The organism is Citrobacter sp. Cpo061 (genome assembly GCF_030332845.1).
GTDB lineage: Bacteria > Pseudomonadota > Gammaproteobacteria > Enterobacterales > Enterobacteriaceae > Citrobacter > Citrobacter portucalensis.
On sequence record NZ_JAOWHB010000019.1, the window covers coordinates 119,092 to 138,221 of the forward strand.

The 19,130-nt window shown below is 50.2% G+C and carries 18 protein-coding genes; 15 read left to right on the forward strand and 3 right to left on the reverse strand.

Features of this window, described 5'->3' with window-relative positions; translation table 11 throughout:
- Positions 1-250: 250 nt before the first annotated feature.
- The 7 genes from garD to OGX97_RS01900 all read left to right on the forward strand — a co-directional run bounded on the left by garD (position 251) and on the right by OGX97_RS01900 (position 8,644).
- Positions 251-1,822 carry a galactarate dehydratase gene (garD, locus tag OGX97_RS01870; protein ID WP_079934943.1) on the forward strand — a complete coding sequence of 524 codons (1,572 nt, stop codon included), beginning with the start codon at positions 251-253 and terminating at the stop codon, positions 1,820-1,822.
- A gap of 355 nt (positions 1,823-2,177) precedes the next feature.
- A complete protein-coding gene (locus OGX97_RS01875; protein ID WP_167820720.1) occupies positions 2,178-3,437 on the forward strand; it encodes an ABC transporter substrate-binding protein in 1,260 nt (419 codons plus the stop codon).
- Between the two features lie 78 nt (positions 3,438-3,515).
- Positions 3,516-4,460: a carbohydrate ABC transporter permease gene (locus tag OGX97_RS01880; protein ID WP_079934944.1), complete on the forward strand. Its 945-nt coding sequence runs from the start codon at positions 3,516-3,518 to the stop codon at positions 4,458-4,460.
- Positions 4,461-4,469: 9 nt separating this feature from the next.
- Positions 4,470-5,294: a carbohydrate ABC transporter permease gene (locus tag OGX97_RS01885; protein WP_003024907.1), complete on the forward strand. Its 825-nt coding sequence runs from the start codon at positions 4,470-4,472 to the stop codon at positions 5,292-5,294.
- An 11-nt stretch (positions 5,295-5,305) separates the two neighbouring features.
- Positions 5,306-6,412 carry an ABC transporter ATP-binding protein gene (locus tag OGX97_RS01890; protein ID WP_008785894.1) on the forward strand — a complete coding sequence of 369 codons (1,107 nt, stop codon included), beginning with the start codon at positions 5,306-5,308 and terminating at the stop codon, positions 6,410-6,412.
- A gap of 36 nt (positions 6,413-6,448) precedes the next feature.
- Positions 6,449-7,705, forward strand: coding sequence for a Gfo/Idh/MocA family protein (locus OGX97_RS01895; protein ID WP_048236827.1), 1,257 nt, complete (start codon positions 6,449-6,451; stop codon positions 7,703-7,705).
- An 18-nt stretch (positions 7,706-7,723) separates the two neighbouring features.
- Positions 7,724-8,644 (forward strand): ROK family protein, encoded by a 921-nt coding sequence (locus OGX97_RS01900; RefSeq protein ID WP_008785896.1) that lies wholly within the window; start codon positions 7,724-7,726, stop codon positions 8,642-8,644.
- 37 nt (positions 8,645-8,681) lie between these two features.
- Here the strand turns inward: OGX97_RS01900 and agaR are convergent, their stop codons facing one another.
- Positions 8,682-9,452, reverse strand: a complete 771-nt coding sequence (agaR, locus tag OGX97_RS01905; RefSeq protein ID WP_003024920.1) for a transcriptional repressor AgaR — start codon at positions 9,450-9,452, stop codon at positions 8,682-8,684.
- Positions 9,453-9,775: 323 nt separating this feature from the next.
- A complete protein-coding gene (locus OGX97_RS01910) occupies positions 9,776-10,582 on the reverse strand; it encodes a DeoR family transcriptional regulator (protein ID WP_235126539.1) in 807 nt (268 codons plus the stop codon).
- Positions 10,583-10,831: 249 nt separating this feature from the next.
- On the opposite strand from OGX97_RS01910, the gene kbaZ reads away from it, so the two are divergent.
- From kbaZ to kbaY, 8 genes are all read left to right on the forward strand, one after another.
- The gene (gene kbaZ, locus OGX97_RS01915) at positions 10,832-12,127 is read left to right on the forward strand and encodes a tagatose-bisphosphate aldolase subunit KbaZ (protein ID WP_020996349.1); all 1,296 of its coding nucleotides are present in this window, start codon (positions 10,832-10,834) and stop codon (positions 12,125-12,127) included.
- Positions 12,128-12,146: 19 nt separating this feature from the next.
- Complete coding sequence (gene agaV, locus OGX97_RS01920; protein WP_003024925.1) at positions 12,147-12,620, forward strand: PTS N-acetylgalactosamine transporter subunit IIB; 474 nt, start codon at positions 12,147-12,149, stop codon at positions 12,618-12,620.
- Between the two features lie 10 nt (positions 12,621-12,630).
- Complete coding sequence (gene agaW, locus OGX97_RS01925; RefSeq protein ID WP_235126537.1) at positions 12,631-13,410, forward strand: PTS N-acetylgalactosamine transporter subunit IIC; 780 nt, start codon at positions 12,631-12,633, stop codon at positions 13,408-13,410.
- The gene (gene agaE / locus OGX97_RS01930) at positions 13,400-14,278 is read left to right on the forward strand and encodes a PTS N-acetylgalactosamine transporter subunit IID (RefSeq protein ID WP_003024929.1); all 879 of its coding nucleotides are present in this window, start codon (positions 13,400-13,402) and stop codon (positions 14,276-14,278) included. The genes agaW and agaE overlap by 11 nt, the downstream gene beginning before the upstream one ends.
- 16 nt (positions 14,279-14,294) lie before the next feature.
- Positions 14,295-14,729: a PTS galactosamine/N-acetylgalactosamine transporter subunit IIA gene (gene agaF, locus OGX97_RS01935; protein WP_008785899.1), complete on the forward strand. Its 435-nt coding sequence runs from the start codon at positions 14,295-14,297 to the stop codon at positions 14,727-14,729.
- Entirely contained in the window at positions 14,726-15,859 is a 1,134-nt protein-coding gene (nagA, locus tag OGX97_RS01940) for an N-acetylglucosamine-6-phosphate deacetylase (protein ID WP_279850789.1), read from the forward strand. Before agaF ends, nagA begins: the two co-directional genes overlap by 4 nt.
- A gap of 301 nt (positions 15,860-16,160) precedes the next feature.
- Positions 16,161-17,315: an AgaS family sugar isomerase gene (locus OGX97_RS01945; protein WP_279850788.1), complete on the forward strand. Its 1,155-nt coding sequence runs from the start codon at positions 16,161-16,163 to the stop codon at positions 17,313-17,315.
- A 12-nt stretch (positions 17,316-17,327) separates the two neighbouring features.
- Positions 17,328-18,209: a tagatose-bisphosphate aldolase subunit KbaY gene (gene kbaY / locus OGX97_RS01950; protein ID WP_016151042.1), complete on the forward strand. Its 882-nt coding sequence runs from the start codon at positions 17,328-17,330 to the stop codon at positions 18,207-18,209.
- A 55-nt stretch (positions 18,210-18,264) separates the two neighbouring features.
- On the opposite strand, the gene rsmI is transcribed toward kbaY, so the two are convergent.
- Complete coding sequence (gene rsmI / locus OGX97_RS01955) at positions 18,265-19,128, reverse strand: 16S rRNA (cytidine(1402)-2'-O)-methyltransferase (RefSeq protein ID WP_003024942.1); 864 nt, start codon at positions 19,126-19,128, stop codon at positions 18,265-18,267.
- Between the last annotated feature and the right edge of the window lie 2 nt (positions 19,129-19,130).

Consider the following 19,130-nt stretch of genomic DNA (forward strand, 5'->3'; position numbering starts at 1 on the left):
GCTCATTAAATACACGTTATTAAATTAATGTTTTGGGCATATGCACACAAGCATGGGCGCTAATGCACACATTTACGTATTGCTACCACTGGTGACGCGGCCTTACTGAGTTTAAGTGATCATCGTCACATTCTTCACGTTAAACTCCTGACATTCTTATTTCACGATACCGAATCTTTATTACTTACAATTAGATTCAAAATATAAATATCCACACTATTATCACCACCTTGTTGGAGAATACTGGACAATGGCCGACATCGAAATCAGACAAGAATCGCCAACGGCGTTTTATATTAAAGTTCACGAAACAGATAATGTGGCGATAATTGTCAATGACAATGGTCTGAAAGCCGGAACGCGTTTTCCGGACGGACTGGAACTCATTGAACATATTCCCCAGGGTCATAAAGTGGCGCTATTAGATATTCCTGTTCATGGCGAAATCGTGCGTTATGGCGAAGTGATAGGCTATGCCGTTCGCGATATCCCACGCGGCAGCTGGATTGATGAATCAATGGTTGAGCTGCCCAAAGCCCCGCCGCTGGAGACGCTGCCGCTGGCAACTAAAGTGCCAGAGCCGCTGCCGCCTCTTGAGGGTTATACCTTTGAAGGTTACCGCAATGCTGACGGTAGCGTTGGTACCAAAAATCTACTCGGTATCTCCACCAGCGTGCACTGCGTAGCGGGCGTGGTGGATTATGTGGTGAAAATCATTGAGCGCGATCTGCTGCCTAAATACCCGAACGTCGACGGTGTGGTGGGGCTCAATCATCTCTACGGCTGCGGCGTGGCGATCAATGCTCCAGCCGCCATCGTGCCGATTCGCACCATTCACAATATTGCGCTTAACCCAAATTTTGGCGGTGAAGTGATGGTCATCGGCCTCGGTTGCGAAAAACTGCAGCCAGAGCGGTTGCTGGAAGGCACGTACGACGTGAAAAGTATTCCGGTCGACAGCGCCAGTATCGTCAGCCTGCAGGATGAAAAGCACGTCGGCTTTCAATCGATGGTCACCGATATTCTGCAGGTGGCCGAACGTCACCTGGCAAAACTCAATCAGCGCCAACGTGAAACCTGTCCGGCTTCAGAACTGGTGGTCGGCATGCAGTGCGGCGGTAGCGATGCGTTCTCCGGCGTGACGGCCAACCCGGCGGTGGGTTATGCCTCCGACCTGTTAGTACGCTGCGGCGCGACCGTAATGTTCTCTGAAGTAACCGAAGTGCGCGATGCCATCCACCTTCTGACCCCACGTGCGATTAACGAAGAAGTAGGTAAACGCCTGCTCGAAGAGATGGCCTGGTACGATAACTACCTTGATATGGGCAAAACGGATCGCAGCGCCAACCCTTCTCCGGGCAACAAGAAAGGCGGCCTGGCAAACGTGGTGGAAAAGGCGCTGGGTTCGATTGCCAAGTCTGGCAAGAGCGCGATTGTCGAAGTATTGTCGCCGGGTCAGCGTCCAACCAAACGTGGCCTGATTTACGCTGCAACCCCCGCCAGTGATTTTGTTTGCGGTACACAGCAGGTCGCTTCCGGGATCACCGTGCAGGTGTTCACCACCGGTCGCGGTACGCCGTATGGCCTGATGGCCGTGCCGGTGATTAAAATGGCGACACGCACCGAGCTGGCCAACCGTTGGTTTGACCTGATGGACATTAACGCGGGCACCATCGCCACCGGAGAAGAAACCATTGAAGATGTGGGTCTGAAACTGTTCGAATTTATTCTCGACGTCGCCAGCGGGCGTAAGAAAACCTTCTCGGACCAGTGGGGACTGCATAACCAGCTGGCGGTGTTTAACCCGGCGCCAGTGACCTGATTATCGAAACGAAAGCCAACGAAAAAACGGGGATTTATCCCCGTTTTTTATGTCTATGTAACAACAAATAAAGTGATAACGTTCGCATTTTAAGAGGTTTTTTTAAACATCTGTTTTTTTCGATTCAAACCCACAAAATGAACCTAACAACATGAAATTAAACGAAATAATATCGCCATTGTTTTATGTTATATTTTCGTTTTGATAAAAGAGAAACCTACCGAAAGACGACCTTGTTTTAATGCGATAATCCCCTATTTTTTACCGCTTTGACTTTCTCCGATGTAAAACAGATTATTCATAGGCTCCTGTAATTTACCTCATAAGCATTCTGACCTGAATAAAGAGGGAAGTTATGTATACCCTGAATAAAAATAATGTCGCATTGGCCTGTCTAATTTCCTGTTTACTGGCAACTCCTGTCGTCGCGAGTGCTGAAGGCCAATCGGACGCAAAGCCTGTTAAATTACGCTACACGTTATGGGACCGTAATCAACTCCCTGGCGAACAACAGCTCGTTAATGAATTCGAAAAAAACAACCCTGGCATCAAAGTCGAAATTGAATTAACACCTTATGACCAATATTTTATCAAGCTAAGTTCAGCAGTCGGTGGAAATGTAGCACCGGATGTATTCTGGATGAATATGCCTAATTTCCAGCAATATGTTAAAAATGGCATGCTGGAACCACTGAGCAATTATCTGAAAGAGAAATCAGCGCCGAAACTGGATGATTTTGTTAAAAGCTCAGTCGATGCCTATCAATACCAGTCGCAGCAATATGCCATCCCAAGGGATATTGATGCAATTGCCGTCTGGTACAACAAAAAAATGTTCGATCAGGCTGGCGTGAGCTATCCCGATAAAAACTGGACATGGGACGATTTAAAACAAAAATCAGAGCAGTTGCGTAAAGGGCTGGATAAACAGTCTTATCCACTGGCAATGGAATTCAGCAGCGGACAGGACAGTTATTTTAACCTGCTATTACAGGCTGGCGATAAAATTGTCCTGCCTGAGGGCAAAACGGATGTTGCCAATGACAAAGCCATCGCCGTCTATCGCGATGTTCAAAGCATGCTGAACGCGGGACTAATCCAACCGCCAGGCGAGATGGAAGCCTCGGATGTCTTTCAGTCCAACCGGGTGGCCATGGTCTACGCGGGCTCATGGTGGGCATTACCCTTCTCTCAAAACGAGCTGATTAAAGATCACATCGGCGTGGTACCAATGCCTAAAATGGCAGAGCAGGCAGGTGTATCCCATAGCCTGGCATTTGCCATGTCAGCAAAAAGTCAGCATAAAGATGCGGCGTGGAAGTTCATTGAGTTCATGAGTTCTGAGCATGCGCAGCAGACGCTGGCTACGGGAAAAGTCGTGATCCCCGCTAACCAAAAAGTGGCCAAAGAGTGGGCTGAAGGCTTTAAGGGTATTGATGTTTCAGCCTATATCGATTCATTGGCTTTCTCACATAAATATCCAACCGCAGGCTCCAATACCGCCAAGTGGAATAGCATCCTGAATGATGGCTTGAAAAAAGTCTGGACGGGTACTGACCCAGAAAAAGTCATGCCTGGTGTTGCAAAACGCGTTGAACGAGAAATGCAGAAATAATCCTGAGGGAGCCATGCTCCCTCTCGCTTTCGCCCACGCAATATATTTTGGTTGCACAGTGAGCATCCCGGAGTCTGTATGAGCTATTCAGATGAAGCTGCATCCCCACAATTACCAGCCAGGGAAGTGCACAAAAAATCCCTGACCAAGCTGGAAAAAGAAGAACGCTTCTGGGGATGGATAATGATTATGCCGTTACTGGCGGGGTTAATTGTTTTTTACTTTACTCCATTCTTCCAGAACGTTTTTTATAGTTTCACCGACCTGGGCGAGTTTCAGATCTGGACGACGATCAGCTTAGATAACTATATTAATTTATTCAGCGATGATGAGTTTCGTTCAGCAATATATAACACCCTGGCCTATGTTTTTATTTGCGTACCGATAATCACCGTTTTGTCATTACTGCTCGCAATTGGCCTGAATCAGGCGATTCGCGGTCAGTGGTTGTTTCGCACGCTGTTATTTCTACCCGCTGTCACTATGCCTGCGGCCATTGCTATGGTCTGGCAGTGGTTGATGAACCGAAACTTCGGCTTAATTAATCAGATCCTGGCTTTTTTCGATCTTCCGTCCATCGGTTGGTTATCCGATCCCGATGTCGTCCGCCTGAGCGCCTCGTTGGTTATCATCTGGTCGGCTATTGCGTTGAAGATGATCATTCTGCTCGCCGGATTGCAGGGGATCCCCAAACAAATTTATGAAGCGATGTCGCTGGATGGCATCAGCAAATTGCGTGGATTCTGGTCTATTACCTTACCGCTAATGATCCCAACGCTGTTTTTCGTACTGGTGATCTCTTTTATCGAAACGCTGCAAATTTTCGATGTGGTTTATCTGCTGTTTGGTAGTTCATCCATGGTGGACGATCAGACGATGACCATCGCCTATCTCTTCTATAAATACGCCTTTATCTACCATGAAAAAGGGTATGCCTCAGCAATCGCCGTGGTGATTTTCGTTATCACGATGGTCCTGACGCTGCTGCAAATATGGATTGGTAAACGACTTAAAGCACAGTGAGGCACCACGATGTTCATGACAAAACGTGAAAAATGGCTAATTTACGGCCTGATGATCCTCGCGACGCTGGTAACGGTGGTTCCGTTTATCTGGATGATCATCACCTCTTTTAAAACCCAGGCAGAAAGCATCGCCTTTCCGCCGATCCTGCTACCCGCCAACCCAGGGTTTCAGGCTTACGGTAAAATCTTGCATGAAATGCCTTTTGGCAGCTTTTACTTTAACTCGATCGTCTCCACGCTGGTCATCGTCATTTTGCAGACGCTGATTGCGGCAATGGCAGCGTACGGTTTCTCCCGACTGCGTTTCAAAGGACGAGATGTCCTGTTTATGCTGTGTATTTCAATTCTGATGGTGCCCGGTCAGATCTTTTTAATCCCACAGTTTTTAACCGTTGAAAAAATCGGTTTGCTGAACTCAATTCCTGGACTGGTGTTACCGGGTTTATTCAGCATATATAGCGCCTTTTTATTACGTCAGTTTTTTCTGTCAGTACCTAAAGAACTGGAAGAGGCGGCCATTATGGATGGGTATAACCATCTGACTATTTTCTTCAAAATTATGCTGCCATTAATTAAACCGGGACTGATTGCCTGCGTCATTATTAACGGACTGTGGAGCTGGAATAATTTAATGTGGCCACTGATCGTCAACACCTCCATGGATAAAATGACATTACCAGTAGGATTAGCCTCACTTTCTGGCCGTTCAGGCGTGGAATATCCGATGTTAATGGCGGGCGCATTGCTGGCGATTATCCCGATGTTGTTACTTTATATCTTCTTCCAGCGCTATTTTATTCGCGGCATCGCTGGTGCCGGAATTAAAGGATAAGGGGCAGTGTTATGTCAGGTATTCAATTACAGGCAGTAAGCAAAGTCTATCCCAATGGCTTTCAGGCGATCCATGGCGTTGATCTTGAAATCCACGACGGCGAATTCATGGTGTTTGTCGGGCCATCAGGCTGCGCCAAATCAACGCTGCTACGCATGATTGCAGGTCTGGAAGATATCACTCATGGCCATATCGCAATCGGAGAGAAGTGCGTCAACGACCTGCTACCAAAGGAGCGAGGCGTTGCCATGGTCTTCCAGAATTATGCCCTCTATCCCCACATGACGATTTATAAAAATATGGCATTCAGTCTGTTAGGGAAAATGAGCAAAGAAGAGATTGATATCCGCGTCCGGGAAGCTGCACACAAGCTGGAAATCGAAACATTGCTCGACAAAAAGCCCGGTCAGCTTTCAGGCGGTCAATGCCAGCGAGTAGCCGTTGGCAGGGCCATCGTGCGTAAGCCAGACGTTTTTTTGTTTGATGAGCCGCTGTCCAACCTGGATGCAAAACTGCGTGTTTCAATGCGCGTGCGGCTGACAGAACTGCATCGACAACTGCGTCACGAAGGCGTGAGCGCAACCATGGTGTACGTCACGCACGATCAGATTGAAGCAATGACGATGGGAGACAGGATTTGCGTTCTAAATGGCGGTCGTATTATGCAGGTGGATACCCCAGGGAATATTTACCATCACCCCAGGAACAAATTTGTTGCTGGTTTTATTGGTAATCCGGCAATGAATATTATGCTGCTTGATATTGACCCCAGCACTCGTGGCCTGCGCCTGGCTGATAATTTAATCCTGCCATTAAATACGCGCTTGAGTAACCTACTGGAGCAATATCCGCACTCCAGCGTCTGGTTTGGCATCCGCTCAGAGGCCATTCAGTTAGCCTCGCAGCATGATGCCTCTGCGTTCGATGCGCACATTACCAACGTAGAAAGGATGGGCAACGAAGACCTTCTGCATTTTGATATTGGTGAGCAACATATGATCTTACGTATTAACTCCTCACCCGACTGGACCCCACTTCCCGGTGAATCTATCAAAGTGAAATTTAATCTGGATGCCGCCTTTTTGTTTGATAAAAAACATGAAGAAAATTTGGCCTGACCGTTATTCAGGCTAAGTGAAAAATGAGAGGTTTATATGTGTGCGAATAAAGTGACCGTATTAGTGGTAGGGGCTGGTGCGCGCGGAGAAATATATTCTCGCTATGCGCTTGAACATCCAGACAGAATGCAGGTGGTAGGCGTTGCCGAGCCCAGAGAGGCATACCGCCAGCAGTTTGTCGCACAGCATAAGATTGACCCAAATAACGTGTTTTGCGACTGGCAAGAAGCTGCGGCCCAACCCAAAATGGCCGATGTGGTACTTATTTGCACGCAGGATAATATGCACAAAGATCCTGCCGTGGCATTTGCTAATCTCGGCTATCACATTCTGCTGGAAAAACCGCTCGCCCCTACGCCAGAAGATTGCCGGATCATTATTGATGCGGTCAAACGCAACAACGTATTACTGGCCGTCGCGCACGTCCTGCGTTACACCCGCTATACGCAAAAGCTGAAATCACTGCTTGATGATGGCGTAATTGGCGATATTGTCAGCATGCAGCATCTCGAACCCGTAGGTTACTGGCATCAGGCGCACTCGTTTGTACGTGGTAACTGGCGCAATGAAGCAGAATCGTCATTTATGTTGTTACAGAAATCCTGTCATGATTTGGACTGGATCCGCTACATCATGAGCGACAACTGCCAGGACGTAGGATCATTTGGTAGCCTGAGTCACTTTGTGAAAGAGAATCAGCCTGCTGGTGCCGCCGACCGCTGCCTTGATTGTCAGGTTGAATCAACCTGTCCCTGGTCTGCCTGCAAAATTTATCTGGGTGAAAACCACAAATGCACTCCACACTTCCGTCGGGTGCTGACTGCAGATCCTAGCGAAGAGAATGTTCGCCAGGCGCTGCGCGATGGGCCTTATGGTCGTTGCGTTTATCGTTGTGATAATGATGTGGTGGATCATCAGGTTGTTAACTTACGTTTTGCCCACCAGCAGACAGTGACCTTTACCATGACCGCGTTTACCAAAATGGAAGATCGAAAAACGCGCCTGTTTGGTACCAGAGGTTATCTGGAAGGCGATGGCGAGCAGATCCGGGTGTTTGATTTCCTGACAGACAAAGAAACAGTGCATCAGATCGAGGAGATCGCCGCTGGCACACAAACCCAGATGGGGGGGCATGGTGGTGGCGATTACTACCTGATGGATCGCTTCATCCACGCAGTCATGGCCAACGATCAAAATATGATCCTTTCTGGCCCGGATGAATCACTGGAAAGTCACTTAATGGTCTTTGCCGCAGAGCGCGCTCGCAAGGAAAACTGTCTGGTTACGCTGTGAAGCCGGAGGAGATGAGGCATGTTTTACGGTGTTGATATTGGTGGAACCAAAACTGAAATTGTCGCTTTTGATAAGGAAATGCAGGTTTGCTGGCGTAAGCGCGTCGCCACGCCAGTGCAGGATTATGAACTCTTTCTTTCGACCTTTACTTCACTTATTGATACCGCCGACTGGGCGACTGGAACGCAAGGAAAAATTGGCATCGGCATGCCCGGTCTTATGGACAGACATACCGGAAAATTACTGTCATCTAACGTGCCTTGCCTCACAGGACGCCAGGTGATGAACGATCTGGCCCACCGCCTCAATCGTTCGGTTGAACTGGACAATGACTGCTGCTGTTTTGCACTCTCGGAAGCCCATACCCAGCAGGCTCGCCAGTTCTCCCGAATTTTTGGTGCCATTATTGGCACCGGCATGGGTGGAGGGTTAGTCATTGACGGTCAGTTGTATCGGGGTCGCAACCGAATGGCCAGTGAGTTCGGCCATTTACCGCTTCCGGCAACGTTTATGCGTCGTTATCACCTGCCGGAGTTGAAGTGCGGCTGTGGCTTACAAGGGTGTCTGGAACGCTATCAATCCGGTCCTGGTTTACTGTGGCTCCACAAACACTTCAGTGGAGAACAACTCAAAATGGAGACCCTGCTGGAGCATTATCGTCATGGCAATGCCAGCGCCGTTACTACCATAGAAGCATGGATTGATATGTTGGGTTGTACGCTGGCGCAATTGCAGTTGATTCTGGATGTCGATGCTTTTGTTCTCGGCGGTGGAGTTTCCAACATCGAGGAAATTTATACGTTACTGCCGCAGGCCATGTCACGTTACTTGTTCCCGGGATTAGAGCCTGCCCGCGTATTCCCGGCCATCCATGGTGCATCCAGCGGGGTTCGCGGTGCCGCATTGCTGCTGGTTGAACAGGGTACGCTGACCCACTAAAACACTGCTGGCGAGAAAATCTCGCCAGCAATTTCAGTTATTCATCCGCAATCACCACATCCACCCCAAGCTGGATTAACGTCCGGTGATAATTTTCAGGGATACCGCTGTCGGTAATCACCCGATCAATCCCGCTGATTTCGCTAATCATACAGAAACTTTTGCGGCCAAACTTGCTGGAGTCAGCGACTACCGTGACCTCCTGTGCAACCTCACACATTACCTGATTCAGATGCGCTTCTCCCGGATGTGGCGTGGTTATCCCTGCTTCCAAGCAGAATCCATCAACGCCCAAAAAAAGCTTATCAAACCGGTATTGTCTGAGCTGGTGTTCTGCTGAAGGGCCATACAATGAATAGACGCTTTGCCTGACGTTCCCTCCCAGGATCATGACGTCTACGCGCTCAAAATTCGCCAGCTCCCACGCAATGTTGAGCGCATTGGTCATCACCACCAGATCGCGGCGATTCTTTAACATTGGAGGAATGAGCGTGGTGGTCGAACCGGAATCGAGGATTAACGTGTCACCATCTTTTACAAAGCTGGCTGCTTTTTCGGCAATACGCGTTTTCACATCGCGATTCAGCCGGTCCTTATCCTGCAAAGGCCGGTCAAGGGCAAAGTGCTGATTGAGAACCGCACCGCCGTAGGAGCGCATGACGCATCCTTTCTGCTCCAGATAACGTAAGTCGTTGCGGATCGTGACCGATGACACACCAAAATGGACGCTCAGTGGCTCGACACGAACGCTACCCTGATCGCACAGCAGATCAATTATTTGCTCGCGACGTCTTAAGTTATCCAGCATTTCTATTGCTCCATCAAATATTCATGTTGTTTTGTTTTAGCGCTTTAGCACTTTCGTTTTCTTTTGAATATATTACATCAGAAGCAATAAGGTGAATTTGTGCGCACAGACTCAGCGTTTAATTTAACCAAAACTGACTATTTTCTTTCGTTTTAGCAAACCGAAACGAAGAAAACCGAAAAAATGAAAAGACTCAAAACGGGTAAGATGCGAGAAAGAGACGGGAAGCATGCAAAAAACGAAAGCGAGCTACTAAAAAAGCTCGCTTATGGTTTGTTTTTGTTTAATTGAATGGGATCACATTTTTGAATTTTAGAGCGGGACTACTCAACAATGATCACTTCAACACCGCTGCGGCGTAGTTCCTGCAAACTTTCCTCTGGGATACCTTCATCAACAATGATGGTATGGATCCTCTGGGTATCAATGATCTTATGCAGGCTGGAGCGGTTAAACTTCGTCGAGTCGGTAACAACAATAATACGTTCAGCCACTTCACACATCCGACGGTTGAGACGCGCTTCATCTTCGTTGTGCGTGCTAACACCACGCTCTAAATCAATAGCATCAACGCCAAGAAACAGCATGTCGAAGTGATAATTTTGTAGCGACTGCTCAGCCTGATCGCCATAAAACGATTGTGACTGACGACGCAAATGACCGCCGGTCATCAGCAGCTCAACCCCTTCGGCTTCCAGTAGCGCATTGGCGACATTCATACCGTTGGTCATAGCAATGACATTAGTATGCTGGCGCATAAGGCGGGCAATTTCATAGGTCGTGGTACCGGAGTCAAGGATCACGCGGTGTCCCGGTTGAATCAACTCTGCGGCGGCTCTGGCAATACTGCGTTTTACTGCCGTATTAAGTGAACTCTTATCTTCAACAGAAGGCTCCACAACAGGCGCATTGCTTTCGCAAATCAGCGCTCCGCCATAGGCACGTACCGCAATCCCCTGCTTTTCCAGAAAAGCGAGGTCGTTGCGAATAGTGACCGTGGAGACGCCAAAAAATAAGGAGAGATCGTTAACCTGAACGCTTCCCTGCTGCCGTAACCGCTGGATGATCTGCTCACGTCTTTCGCTGGTGCCAATAACGCGCTTGTCTGCAGAGGGCTCGGTGTTACTCATAAGAAATCCTTTAGTTGAACCTTTCGTTTTATTTCGTTTTGTCTATTAACGCCTTTCTTTTGCGCGAATGCAAGCCCCGCAAGCAGGGAAGAGCCGGACGAACTTACGCTGAAACCTTTCATTGTGTTTCTTTTGTGAAACAGATCGGAAAACTATTATCTTTCGTTTTATTTTTATAACACCATGATGCAGTATTAAATGAAACAAAACGAAAGATTGATGTCGCAGTAATCTGACCTGGAGAGGAAAGTGAAACATCTAACTAAAATGGTCGAGCAGCATAAACGGGGGAAGGCAAATGGGATTTATGCCGTTTGTTCCGCGCATCCAATCGTACTGGAAGCCGCAATACGCTACGCCCATGCAAACCATACACCGCTGTTGATCGAAGCAACCTCTAATCAGGTTGACCAGTTTGGCGGCTATACAGGTATGACGCCAGCCGATTTTCGCAGTTTTGTCTGCCGATTAGCCGACTCGCTTGATTTTTCTCAGGATATGCTGATTCTCGGCGGAGACCATCTCGGGCCAAACCGTTGGCAAAATCTGCCTGCGGAACAGGCAATGGCCAATGCTGACGATCTGATCAAGAGCTATGTCGCCGCAGGCTTTAAAAAAATCCACCTCGATTGCAGCATGTCTTGTGCCAACGACCCGGTTCCACTGACGGATGAAATCGTCGCTGAGCGCGCCGCACGCCTGGCCAAAGTCGCCGAAGAAACCTGTATGGCACATTTTGGCGAGTCTGACCTGGTCTATGTGATTGGCACAGAAGTTCCGGTTCCTGGTGGCGCACACGAAGCGTTAACCGAACTGGCGGTAACAACGCCAGATGCCGCACGTGCAACGCTTCAGGCCCACTATCACGCCTTTGAAAAGCGCGGGCTGGAAGGTATATGGGCACGTATTATCGCCCTGGTCGTGCAACCTGGCGTTGAATTCGACCACACGCACATCATTGATTATCAACCGCAGAAAGCCGTGGCACTCAGCAAAATGGTGGAAGACTACGACACGCTGGTTTTTGAAGCGCATTCTACCGATTACCAAACGCCACAGTCCTTGCGCCAACTGGTGATAGACCACTTCGCTATTCTGAAAGTGGGACCCGCGCTTACCTTCGCCCTGCGCGAAGCGCTGTTTTCGTTAGCTGCCATTGAAGAAGAATTGCTGCCTGCAAAAGCCAGCTCGGGCCTGCGACATGTGCTGGAAAGCGTAATGCTTGATAGACCAGAGTACTGGCAGAGCCATTATCACGGTGATGGCAACGCACGCCGTCTGGCCCGTGGATACAGCTACTCTGATCGGGTTCGTTACTACTGGCCGGACAGCCAGATTGATGAAGCATTTGAACGTCTGGTACGTAACCTGGCGGACGACCCCATTCCACTACCGCTGATTAGCCAGTATTTACCTTTGCAGTACGTAAAAGTGCGCGAGGGAGATCTCAGCGCCACGCCGCGAGAACTCATCATTAACCATATTCAGGACATACTGCAGCAATATCACTGCGCCTGCCTGGGTGCTCCAGATCGTAACGCATAACAAAAAAGAGAAAAATACCATGCCAAACATTGTATTAAGTCGCATTGATGAACGTCTGATTCACGGTCAGGTTGGTGTGCAATGGGTCGGGTTTGCGGGGGCAAACCTGGTGCTGGTCGCTAATGATGAGGTGGCTGAAGATCCAGTGCAGCAAAACCTGATGGAAATGGTACTGGCAGAAGGGATCGCCGTACGCTTCTGGTCACTACAAAAAGTGATCGACAATATTCACCGTGCCGCCGATCGCCAGAAAATTCTGCTGGTCTGCAAATCGCCTGCGGATTTCTTCCGTCTGGTCGAAGGCGGTGTTCCTGTTAACCGTATCAACGTTGGCAATATGCACTACGCCAACGGCAAGCAACAAATCGCCAAAACGGTTTCTGTAGACGCTGCAGATATTACGGCGTTCAACGGGCTCAAAGCCGCTGGAGTGGAATGCTTCGTTCAGGGCGTTCCAACAGAACCCGCCCAGGACCTCTATAAACTTCTCTGAGGGATTCACAATGGAAATCAGTCTGTTGCAGGCTTTTGCGTTGGGTATTCTCGCCTTTATTGCAGGCCTGGATATGTTCAATGGGTTAACGCACATGCACCGCCCGGTTGTTCTCGGGCCGCTGGTCGGCCTGATTCTGGGCGATCTGCATACCGGTATTTTAACAGGTGGTACGCTGGAACTGGTGTGGATGGGTCTTGCCCCACTGGCGGGAGCTCAACCGCCAAACGTGATTATCGGCACTATCGTGGGAACCACGTTTGCCATAACGACCGGAGTGAAACCTGAAGTTGCCGTAGGTGTGGCGGTACCGTTCGCCGTAGCAGTACAGATGGGGATTACCTTCCTGTTCTCTGTGATGTCCGGGGTGATGGCTCGCTGCGATCGCATGGCAGCGAATGCCGATACCGCCGGGATTGAGCGAGTCAACTATCTGGCGTTGCTCGCGCTGGGGACCTTCTACTTTTTATGCGCGTTCCTGCCGATTTACTTTGGCGCGGAACATGCCAAAACCGCGATAGATGTTCTGCCGACGCGTCTGATTGACGGCCTGGGTGTGGCAGGCGGCATCATGCCAGCTATCGGCTTCGCCGTACTGCTGAAAATCATGATGAAAAACGTCTATATCCCCTACTTCATCCTGGGTTTTGTAGCAGCAGCCTGGCTCAAACTCCCTGTGCTGGCGATCGCCGCCGCAGCACTGGCAATGGCGCTGATCGATTTTCTGCGTAAATCACCTGAACCTACAACTCCCGCAGCACAAAAAGAGGAATTCGAAGATGGCATCTAATCAAACGGCTCTGCCGAACGTTTCCGAAACCGAAGAAACGCTGCTGTCCGGCACCAATGAAAACGTCTACGAAGACCAGAATATCGGTGCCGAGCTGACGAAAAAAGATATCAACCGTGTTGCCTGGCGTTCAATGCTGTTGCAGGCCTCTTTTAACTACGAACGTATGCAGGCATCAGGATGGCTGTACGGCCTGTTACCTGCTCTGAAAAAGATCCATACCAATAAGCGCGATCTGGCGCGTTCGATGAAAGGCCATATGGGCTTCTTCAACACGCACCCGTTCCTGGTCACGTTTGTTATCGGGATTATCCTGGCGATGGAACGCTCCAAGCAGGATGTGAACAGTATTCAAAGCACCAAGATTGCCGTGGGTGCGCCGCTTGGCGGCATCGGCGATGCCATGTTCTGGTTAACGTTACTGCCTATTTGCGGCGGTATCGGGGCCAGTCTGGCGCTGCAAGGCTCTATTCTTGGCGCAGTTGTCTTTATTGTTATGTTCAACGTGGTTCATCTTGGTCTGCGCTTTGGGCTGGCACACTATGCTTATCGAATGGGCGTTGCTGCCATTCCGCTGATTAAAGCTAACACCAAAAAGGTTGGACATGCGGCATCCATCGTTGGGATGACGGTGATTGGTGCGCTGGTAGCGACCTATGTTCGCCTGAGCACTACGCTGGAAATCACTGCTGGCGATGCGGTAGTGAAACTGCAAACAGACGTGATAGACAAGCTGATGCCTGCTTTTTTGCCGCTGGTCTACACATTAACCATGTTCTGGCTGGTCCGCCGTGGCTGGAGTCCTCTGCGCCTTATCGCCATTACCGTGGTGCTCGGCGTCGTAGGTAAGTTCTGTCATTTCCTGTAAATATAAGGGGTTGTAGATGTTAGGTATTATTTTGACGGGTCATGGCGGGTTTGCCAGCGGAATGGAAAAAGCAATGAAACAGATTCTGGGTGAGCAGACTCAGTTCATTGCCATCGACTTTCCGGAAACCTCAACCACTGCCTTGCTCACCTCACAACTTGAACAGGCGGTGGGTGAACTGGATGCGCAGCAAGACATCGTGTTTCTGACTGATTTGTTGGGCGGAACGCCATTTCGCGTCGCTTCCACACTAGCCATGCAAAGGCAAGGTACTGAAGTGATCACCGGTACCAATCTACAACTGCTACTGGAGATGGTGCTGGAGCGCGACGACCTGAGCAGCGAAGCGTTTCGTTTGCAGGCGCTGGAGTGCGGGCACCGGGGTTTAACCAGCCTGGTGGACGAGCTGGGACGCTGCCGTGAGGAAAAGCCCGTTGAGGAAGGGATATGACACTGCTACTGCGCGCCAGACGTCTACTGACCGAACAGGGTTGGCTGGACGATCATCAATTGCATATTGAAGACGGTATCATTGCGGCAATAGAGCCAATTCCTTCCGGCGTTATGGTCCGCGATGCTGAACTGCTCTGTCCGGCATACATTGATACCCACGTACACGGGGGCGCGGGTGCCGATGTGATGGATGAAGCACCGGATACACTCGACAAACTGGCGATGCACAAAGCACGTGAAGGGGTAGCCAACTGGCTACCCACTACCGTCACCGCTCCATTACCGGATATTCACAAGGCGCTTGAGCGTATCGCCCATCGCTACCATTCCGGAGGGCCAGGCGCACAGGTGCTGGGCAGTTATCTTGAAGGCCCGTACTTTACGCCGCAGAATAAAGGGGCGCACCCGCCTGAGCTTTTCAGAGAACTGGAACTCAGTGAACTGGATGAACTGATTGCGATTTCCCAGCAAACATTGCGCGTCGTTGCGCTGGCACCAGAAAAACCCGGTGCATTGCAGGCCATCGAACATCTGAAGCAGCGCAACGTACGGGTGATGTTGGGACACAGCGCAGCGACCTGGGAACAAACCCGCGCAGCCTTTGACGCCGGCGCTGACGGACTGGTTCACTGCTATAACGGTATGACCGGCTTACATCATCGGGAGCCAGGAATGGTTGGCGTAGGATTAACCGACTCTCGCGCCTGGCTGGAACTTATCGCTGACGGACACCATGTCCACCCGGCGGCCATGAAACTCTGCTGCTGTTGCGCCAAAGACAGGCTGGTGCTGATCACCGATGCCATGCAGGCTGCAGGAATGCCAGACGGACGCTATACGCTCTGCGGTGAGGAAGTGGAAATGCACAGTGGTATTGTGCGTACCGCTTCCGGTGGCCTGGCTGGTAGCACGCTCTCGGTTGACGCAGCCGTACGTAATATGGTCGAGCTCACCGGGATAACGGCAGAAGAGGCAATTCATATGGCCTCTCTCCACCCCGCACGTCTGTTGGGTATCGATCGCCAACTGGGATCGTTAGCAGTGGGAAAACGTGCAGACGCGATCGCGCTCAATAGCGGGCTACATTTACAACAGATCTGGATTCAGGGTCAGGCTCTCCCCCTTTGACCTTTCATTTTGTCTCGTGTTGGCCTGCGGTCTTCGATCGCAAGGCCTTTCTTTTCCTTTCGCTTGAGTAAATATCTAACCATCCTACAACAAGCCTACTTCTTATAGATCAACAAGATAACCACACCTTTCGTTCCCACGATCACAAATTTCGTTTTATTTCATTTTGAATTATTGCTCTTTCGATTTCTTTCCTATAGATTTTAATCAATCGACGAGATGAACAAGTGAAACGAAACGAAAGATAGCGACATTCTCGCCAGCGTCTTATGTGGAATTTACAAGACTAAGGACTTAAGTTATGCCAGAAACCTATACCCCTGTTACCGCGGTAACGGGCACCTGGACCGAAGAAGAGATCCGTCAACAACCTGCCAGTTGGATCCGTTCCCTTACGAATATCGACAACATTCGATCTGCCATTGACAGCTTTCTCGCACCATTACTGCGCAAAAACGATCTGCGGATCATACTGACCGGGGCTGGAACATCAGCATTCATTGGCGACATCATCGCCCCCTGGCTGGCAAGCTATACCGGTAAAAACATCAGCGCTGTGCCGACCACCGATCTGGTCACCAATCCGATGGATTACCTGAATCCCGCACATCCGCTGCTGCTCATTTCTTTCGCTCGCTCAGGTAACAGCCCTGAAAGCGTTGCGGCAGTGGAACTGGCTAATCAGTTTGTGCCTGTGTGTTATCACCTGCCGATCACCTGCAACGAAGCAGGTAGCCTCTATCAAAACGCAGTTGCAAGCGACAATGCCTTTGCTCTGTTAATGCCCGCAGAGACACATGACCGTGGCTTCGCCATGACCAGCAGCATTACCACCATGATGGCCAGCTGCCTGGCAGTATTTGCCCCAGAGAAAATCAACAGCCAGACCTTCCGTGACGTGGCCGATCGGTGCCAGACGATTCTGACTTCGCTGGGCGATTTCAGCGACGGTGTATTTGGCAATGAACCCTGGAAACGGATCGTTTACCTCGGTAGCGGTGGATTACAGGGAGCAGCGCGGGAATCGGCACTGAAAGTCCTGGAGCTGACTGCAGGCAAACTGGCCGCATTCTATGACTCCCCGACAGGCTTTCGTCACGGTCCAAAGTCGCTGGTTGATAACGAAACGCTGGTAGTGGTCTTTGTTTCCAGCCATCCGTATACACGTCAATACGATCTCGATCTGCTGGCAGAGTTACGCCGCGATCGGCAGGCATTGCGGGTTGTCGCGATTGCCGCACAAACCCATGAGGTGATTGAAGCAGGCCCACATATTCTGCTGCCACCAGCACGCTCTTTCATCGATATGGAATTGGCGTTCTGCTTCCTGATCTACGCCCAGGTTTTTGCTTTGACGCAATCCATCAATATCGGCAATACACCGGATACGCCTTCTGCCAGCGGCACTGTGAACCGCGTTGTACAGGGCGTTGTTATTCATCCCTGGAACGCCTAAAAGGATCGTTTTATGAGCATTATTTCCACGAAATACCTCCTGCTGGATGCCCAAAAAAAGGGTTATGCCGTACCTGCCTTTAACATTCATAACGCCGAAACGATCCAGGCGATCCTTGAAGTGTGCTATGAAATGCAATCGCCGGTGATCCTGGCAGGAACGCCGGGTACCTTTAAGCATATCGCGCTAGAAGAGATCTACGCGCTGTGCAGCGCTTATTCCACCAGCTACGGTATACCGCTGGCGCTGCACCTCGATCACCATGAGTCGCTGGACGACATTCGTCGTAAAGTGAATGCAGGAGTGCGCAGCGCAATGATTGACGGCAGCCACTTTCCGTTTGAAGAAAACGTGAAGCTGGTGAAATCCGTTGTGGATTTTTGCCATGCCAAAGATTGCAGCGTGGAAGCTGAGCTGGGTCGCCTCGGTGGCGTAGAAGATGATATGAGTGTGGATGCAGAAAGCGCCTTCCTCACCGATCCACAAGAAGCTAAACGGTTTGTTGAGCGTACTGGCGTAGATAGCCTTGCTGTTGCCATCGGCACAGCACACGGTTTGTACACCAAAACGCCCAAAATCGATTTTCAGCGGCTGGGTGAAATTCGTGAGGTAGTCGACGTTCCGCTGGTGCTGCATGGCGCAAGTGATGTCCCTGACGAATACGTCCGCCGCACGATCGAGCTTGGCGTTTGCAAAGTTAACGTCGCGACCGAACTGAAAATCGCTTTTGCCGATGCGGTCAAAGCGTGGTTTGCGGAGAATCCGCAGGGCAACGATCCCCGCTATTACATGCGGGTCGGTATGGATGCGATGAAAGAAGTGGTGCGTAGCAAAATCACTGTATGCGGGTCAGCAAACCGCTTATTAATCAGTGAAACTGCCGCTCAGTCTTAAGCACTGTGTTAGCTAATGGCCATACCCTTGTCGGTTTGGCCATCAGCAATCGGGCTTACTCTCCCTGCTGTTCCAGCGCGTGCTTATACAACGCATTCTTTTTCACGCCATGGATTTCAGCAGCCAGCGCGGCGGCCTTTTTCAGCGGCAGTTCTGCCTGCAATAAGGCCAATGTACGCAGCGCATCGGCAGGAAGATCGTCTTCCTGCGCTTTATGCCCTTCAACAATCAGCACCATTTCGCCTTTGCGACGGTTTTCATCTTCCTTGACCCACGCCAGCAGTTCACCAACCGGTGCACCGTGAATAGTTTCCCAGGTTTTGGTCAGCTCGCGCGCCAGCACCACGTAGCGGGATTCGCCCCACACGGCAACCATGTCTTCCAGGCTATCCAGCAAGCGGTGGGTAGATTCATAAAAAATAAGCGTACGCGGCTCGGCCTCAATGGCTTTCATCGCATCACGACGCCCTTTCGATTTGGCAGGCAGAAATCCTTCATAGCAAAAACGGTCTGAAGGCAGGCCTGCAGCGCTCAGGGCAGCAATCGCCGCACAAGGACCAGGCAGGGGAACAACGCGGATCCCCGCTTCACGACAGGTACGCACCAGATGGTAGCCAGGATCGTTAATCAGCGGCGTTCCGGCATCGGAAACCAGCGCAATGTTTTGTCCTTCTTTGAGCTTCGCGACCAGCGTTTCAGCCTTTTGCTGCTCGTTGTGGTCATGTAGCGCGAACAGACGCGCGTTAATCGCGAAGTGTTGTAACAATAATCCTGTATGACGAGTGTCTTCAGCGGCAATCAAATCAACGGCTTGTAAAACTTCGAGCGCTCGTTGGGTAATATCAGCCAAATTTCCTATAGGAGTAGGTACAATAAAGAGTTGGCCTTGAGAATTATCCGCCGATTCGTGTTGTTTCATTG

Bases quoted from the DNA above. Each gene is read 5' to 3' on its own strand.
- agaR (WP_003024920.1), bottom strand. From the start codon at position 9,452: ATGCTGGATAACTTAAGACGTCGCGAGCAAATAATTGATCTGCTGTGC.
- nagA (WP_279850789.1), top strand. From the start codon at position 14,726: ATGACACTGCTACTGCGCGCCAGACGTCTACTGACCGAACAGGGTTGG.
- OGX97_RS01900 (WP_008785896.1), top strand. From the start codon at position 7,724: ATGTTTTACGGTGTTGATATTGGTGGAACCAAAACTGAAATTGTCGCT.
- agaW (WP_235126537.1), top strand. From the start codon at position 12,631: ATGGAAATCAGTCTGTTGCAGGCTTTTGCGTTGGGTATTCTCGCCTTT.
- OGX97_RS01945 (WP_279850788.1), top strand. From the start codon at position 16,161: ATGCCAGAAACCTATACCCCTGTTACCGCGGTAACGGGCACCTGGACC.
- OGX97_RS01875 (WP_167820720.1), top strand. From the start codon at position 2,178: ATGTATACCCTGAATAAAAATAATGTCGCATTGGCCTGTCTAATTTCC.
- OGX97_RS01880 (WP_079934944.1), top strand. From the start codon at position 3,516: ATGAGCTATTCAGATGAAGCTGCATCCCCACAATTACCAGCCAGGGAA.
- OGX97_RS01895 (WP_048236827.1), top strand. From the start codon at position 6,449: ATGTGTGCGAATAAAGTGACCGTATTAGTGGTAGGGGCTGGTGCGCGC.
- kbaY (WP_016151042.1), top strand. From the start codon at position 17,328: ATGAGCATTATTTCCACGAAATACCTCCTGCTGGATGCCCAAAAAAAG.
- rsmI (WP_003024942.1), bottom strand. From the start codon at position 19,128: ATGAAACAACACGAATCGGCGGATAATTCTCAAGGCCAACTCTTTATT.
- agaV (WP_003024925.1), top strand. From the start codon at position 12,147: ATGCCAAACATTGTATTAAGTCGCATTGATGAACGTCTGATTCACGGT.
- OGX97_RS01885 (WP_003024907.1), top strand. From the start codon at position 4,470: ATGTTCATGACAAAACGTGAAAAATGGCTAATTTACGGCCTGATGATC.
- OGX97_RS01910 (WP_235126539.1), bottom strand. From the start codon at position 10,582: ATGAGTAACACCGAGCCCTCTGCAGACAAGCGCGTTATTGGCACCAGC.
- garD (WP_079934943.1), top strand. From the start codon at position 251: ATGGCCGACATCGAAATCAGACAAGAATCGCCAACGGCGTTTTATATT.
- agaF (WP_008785899.1), top strand. From the start codon at position 14,295: ATGTTAGGTATTATTTTGACGGGTCATGGCGGGTTTGCCAGCGGAATG.
- OGX97_RS01890 (WP_008785894.1), top strand. From the start codon at position 5,306: ATGTCAGGTATTCAATTACAGGCAGTAAGCAAAGTCTATCCCAATGGC.
- agaE (WP_003024929.1), top strand. From the start codon at position 13,400: ATGGCATCTAATCAAACGGCTCTGCCGAACGTTTCCGAAACCGAAGAA.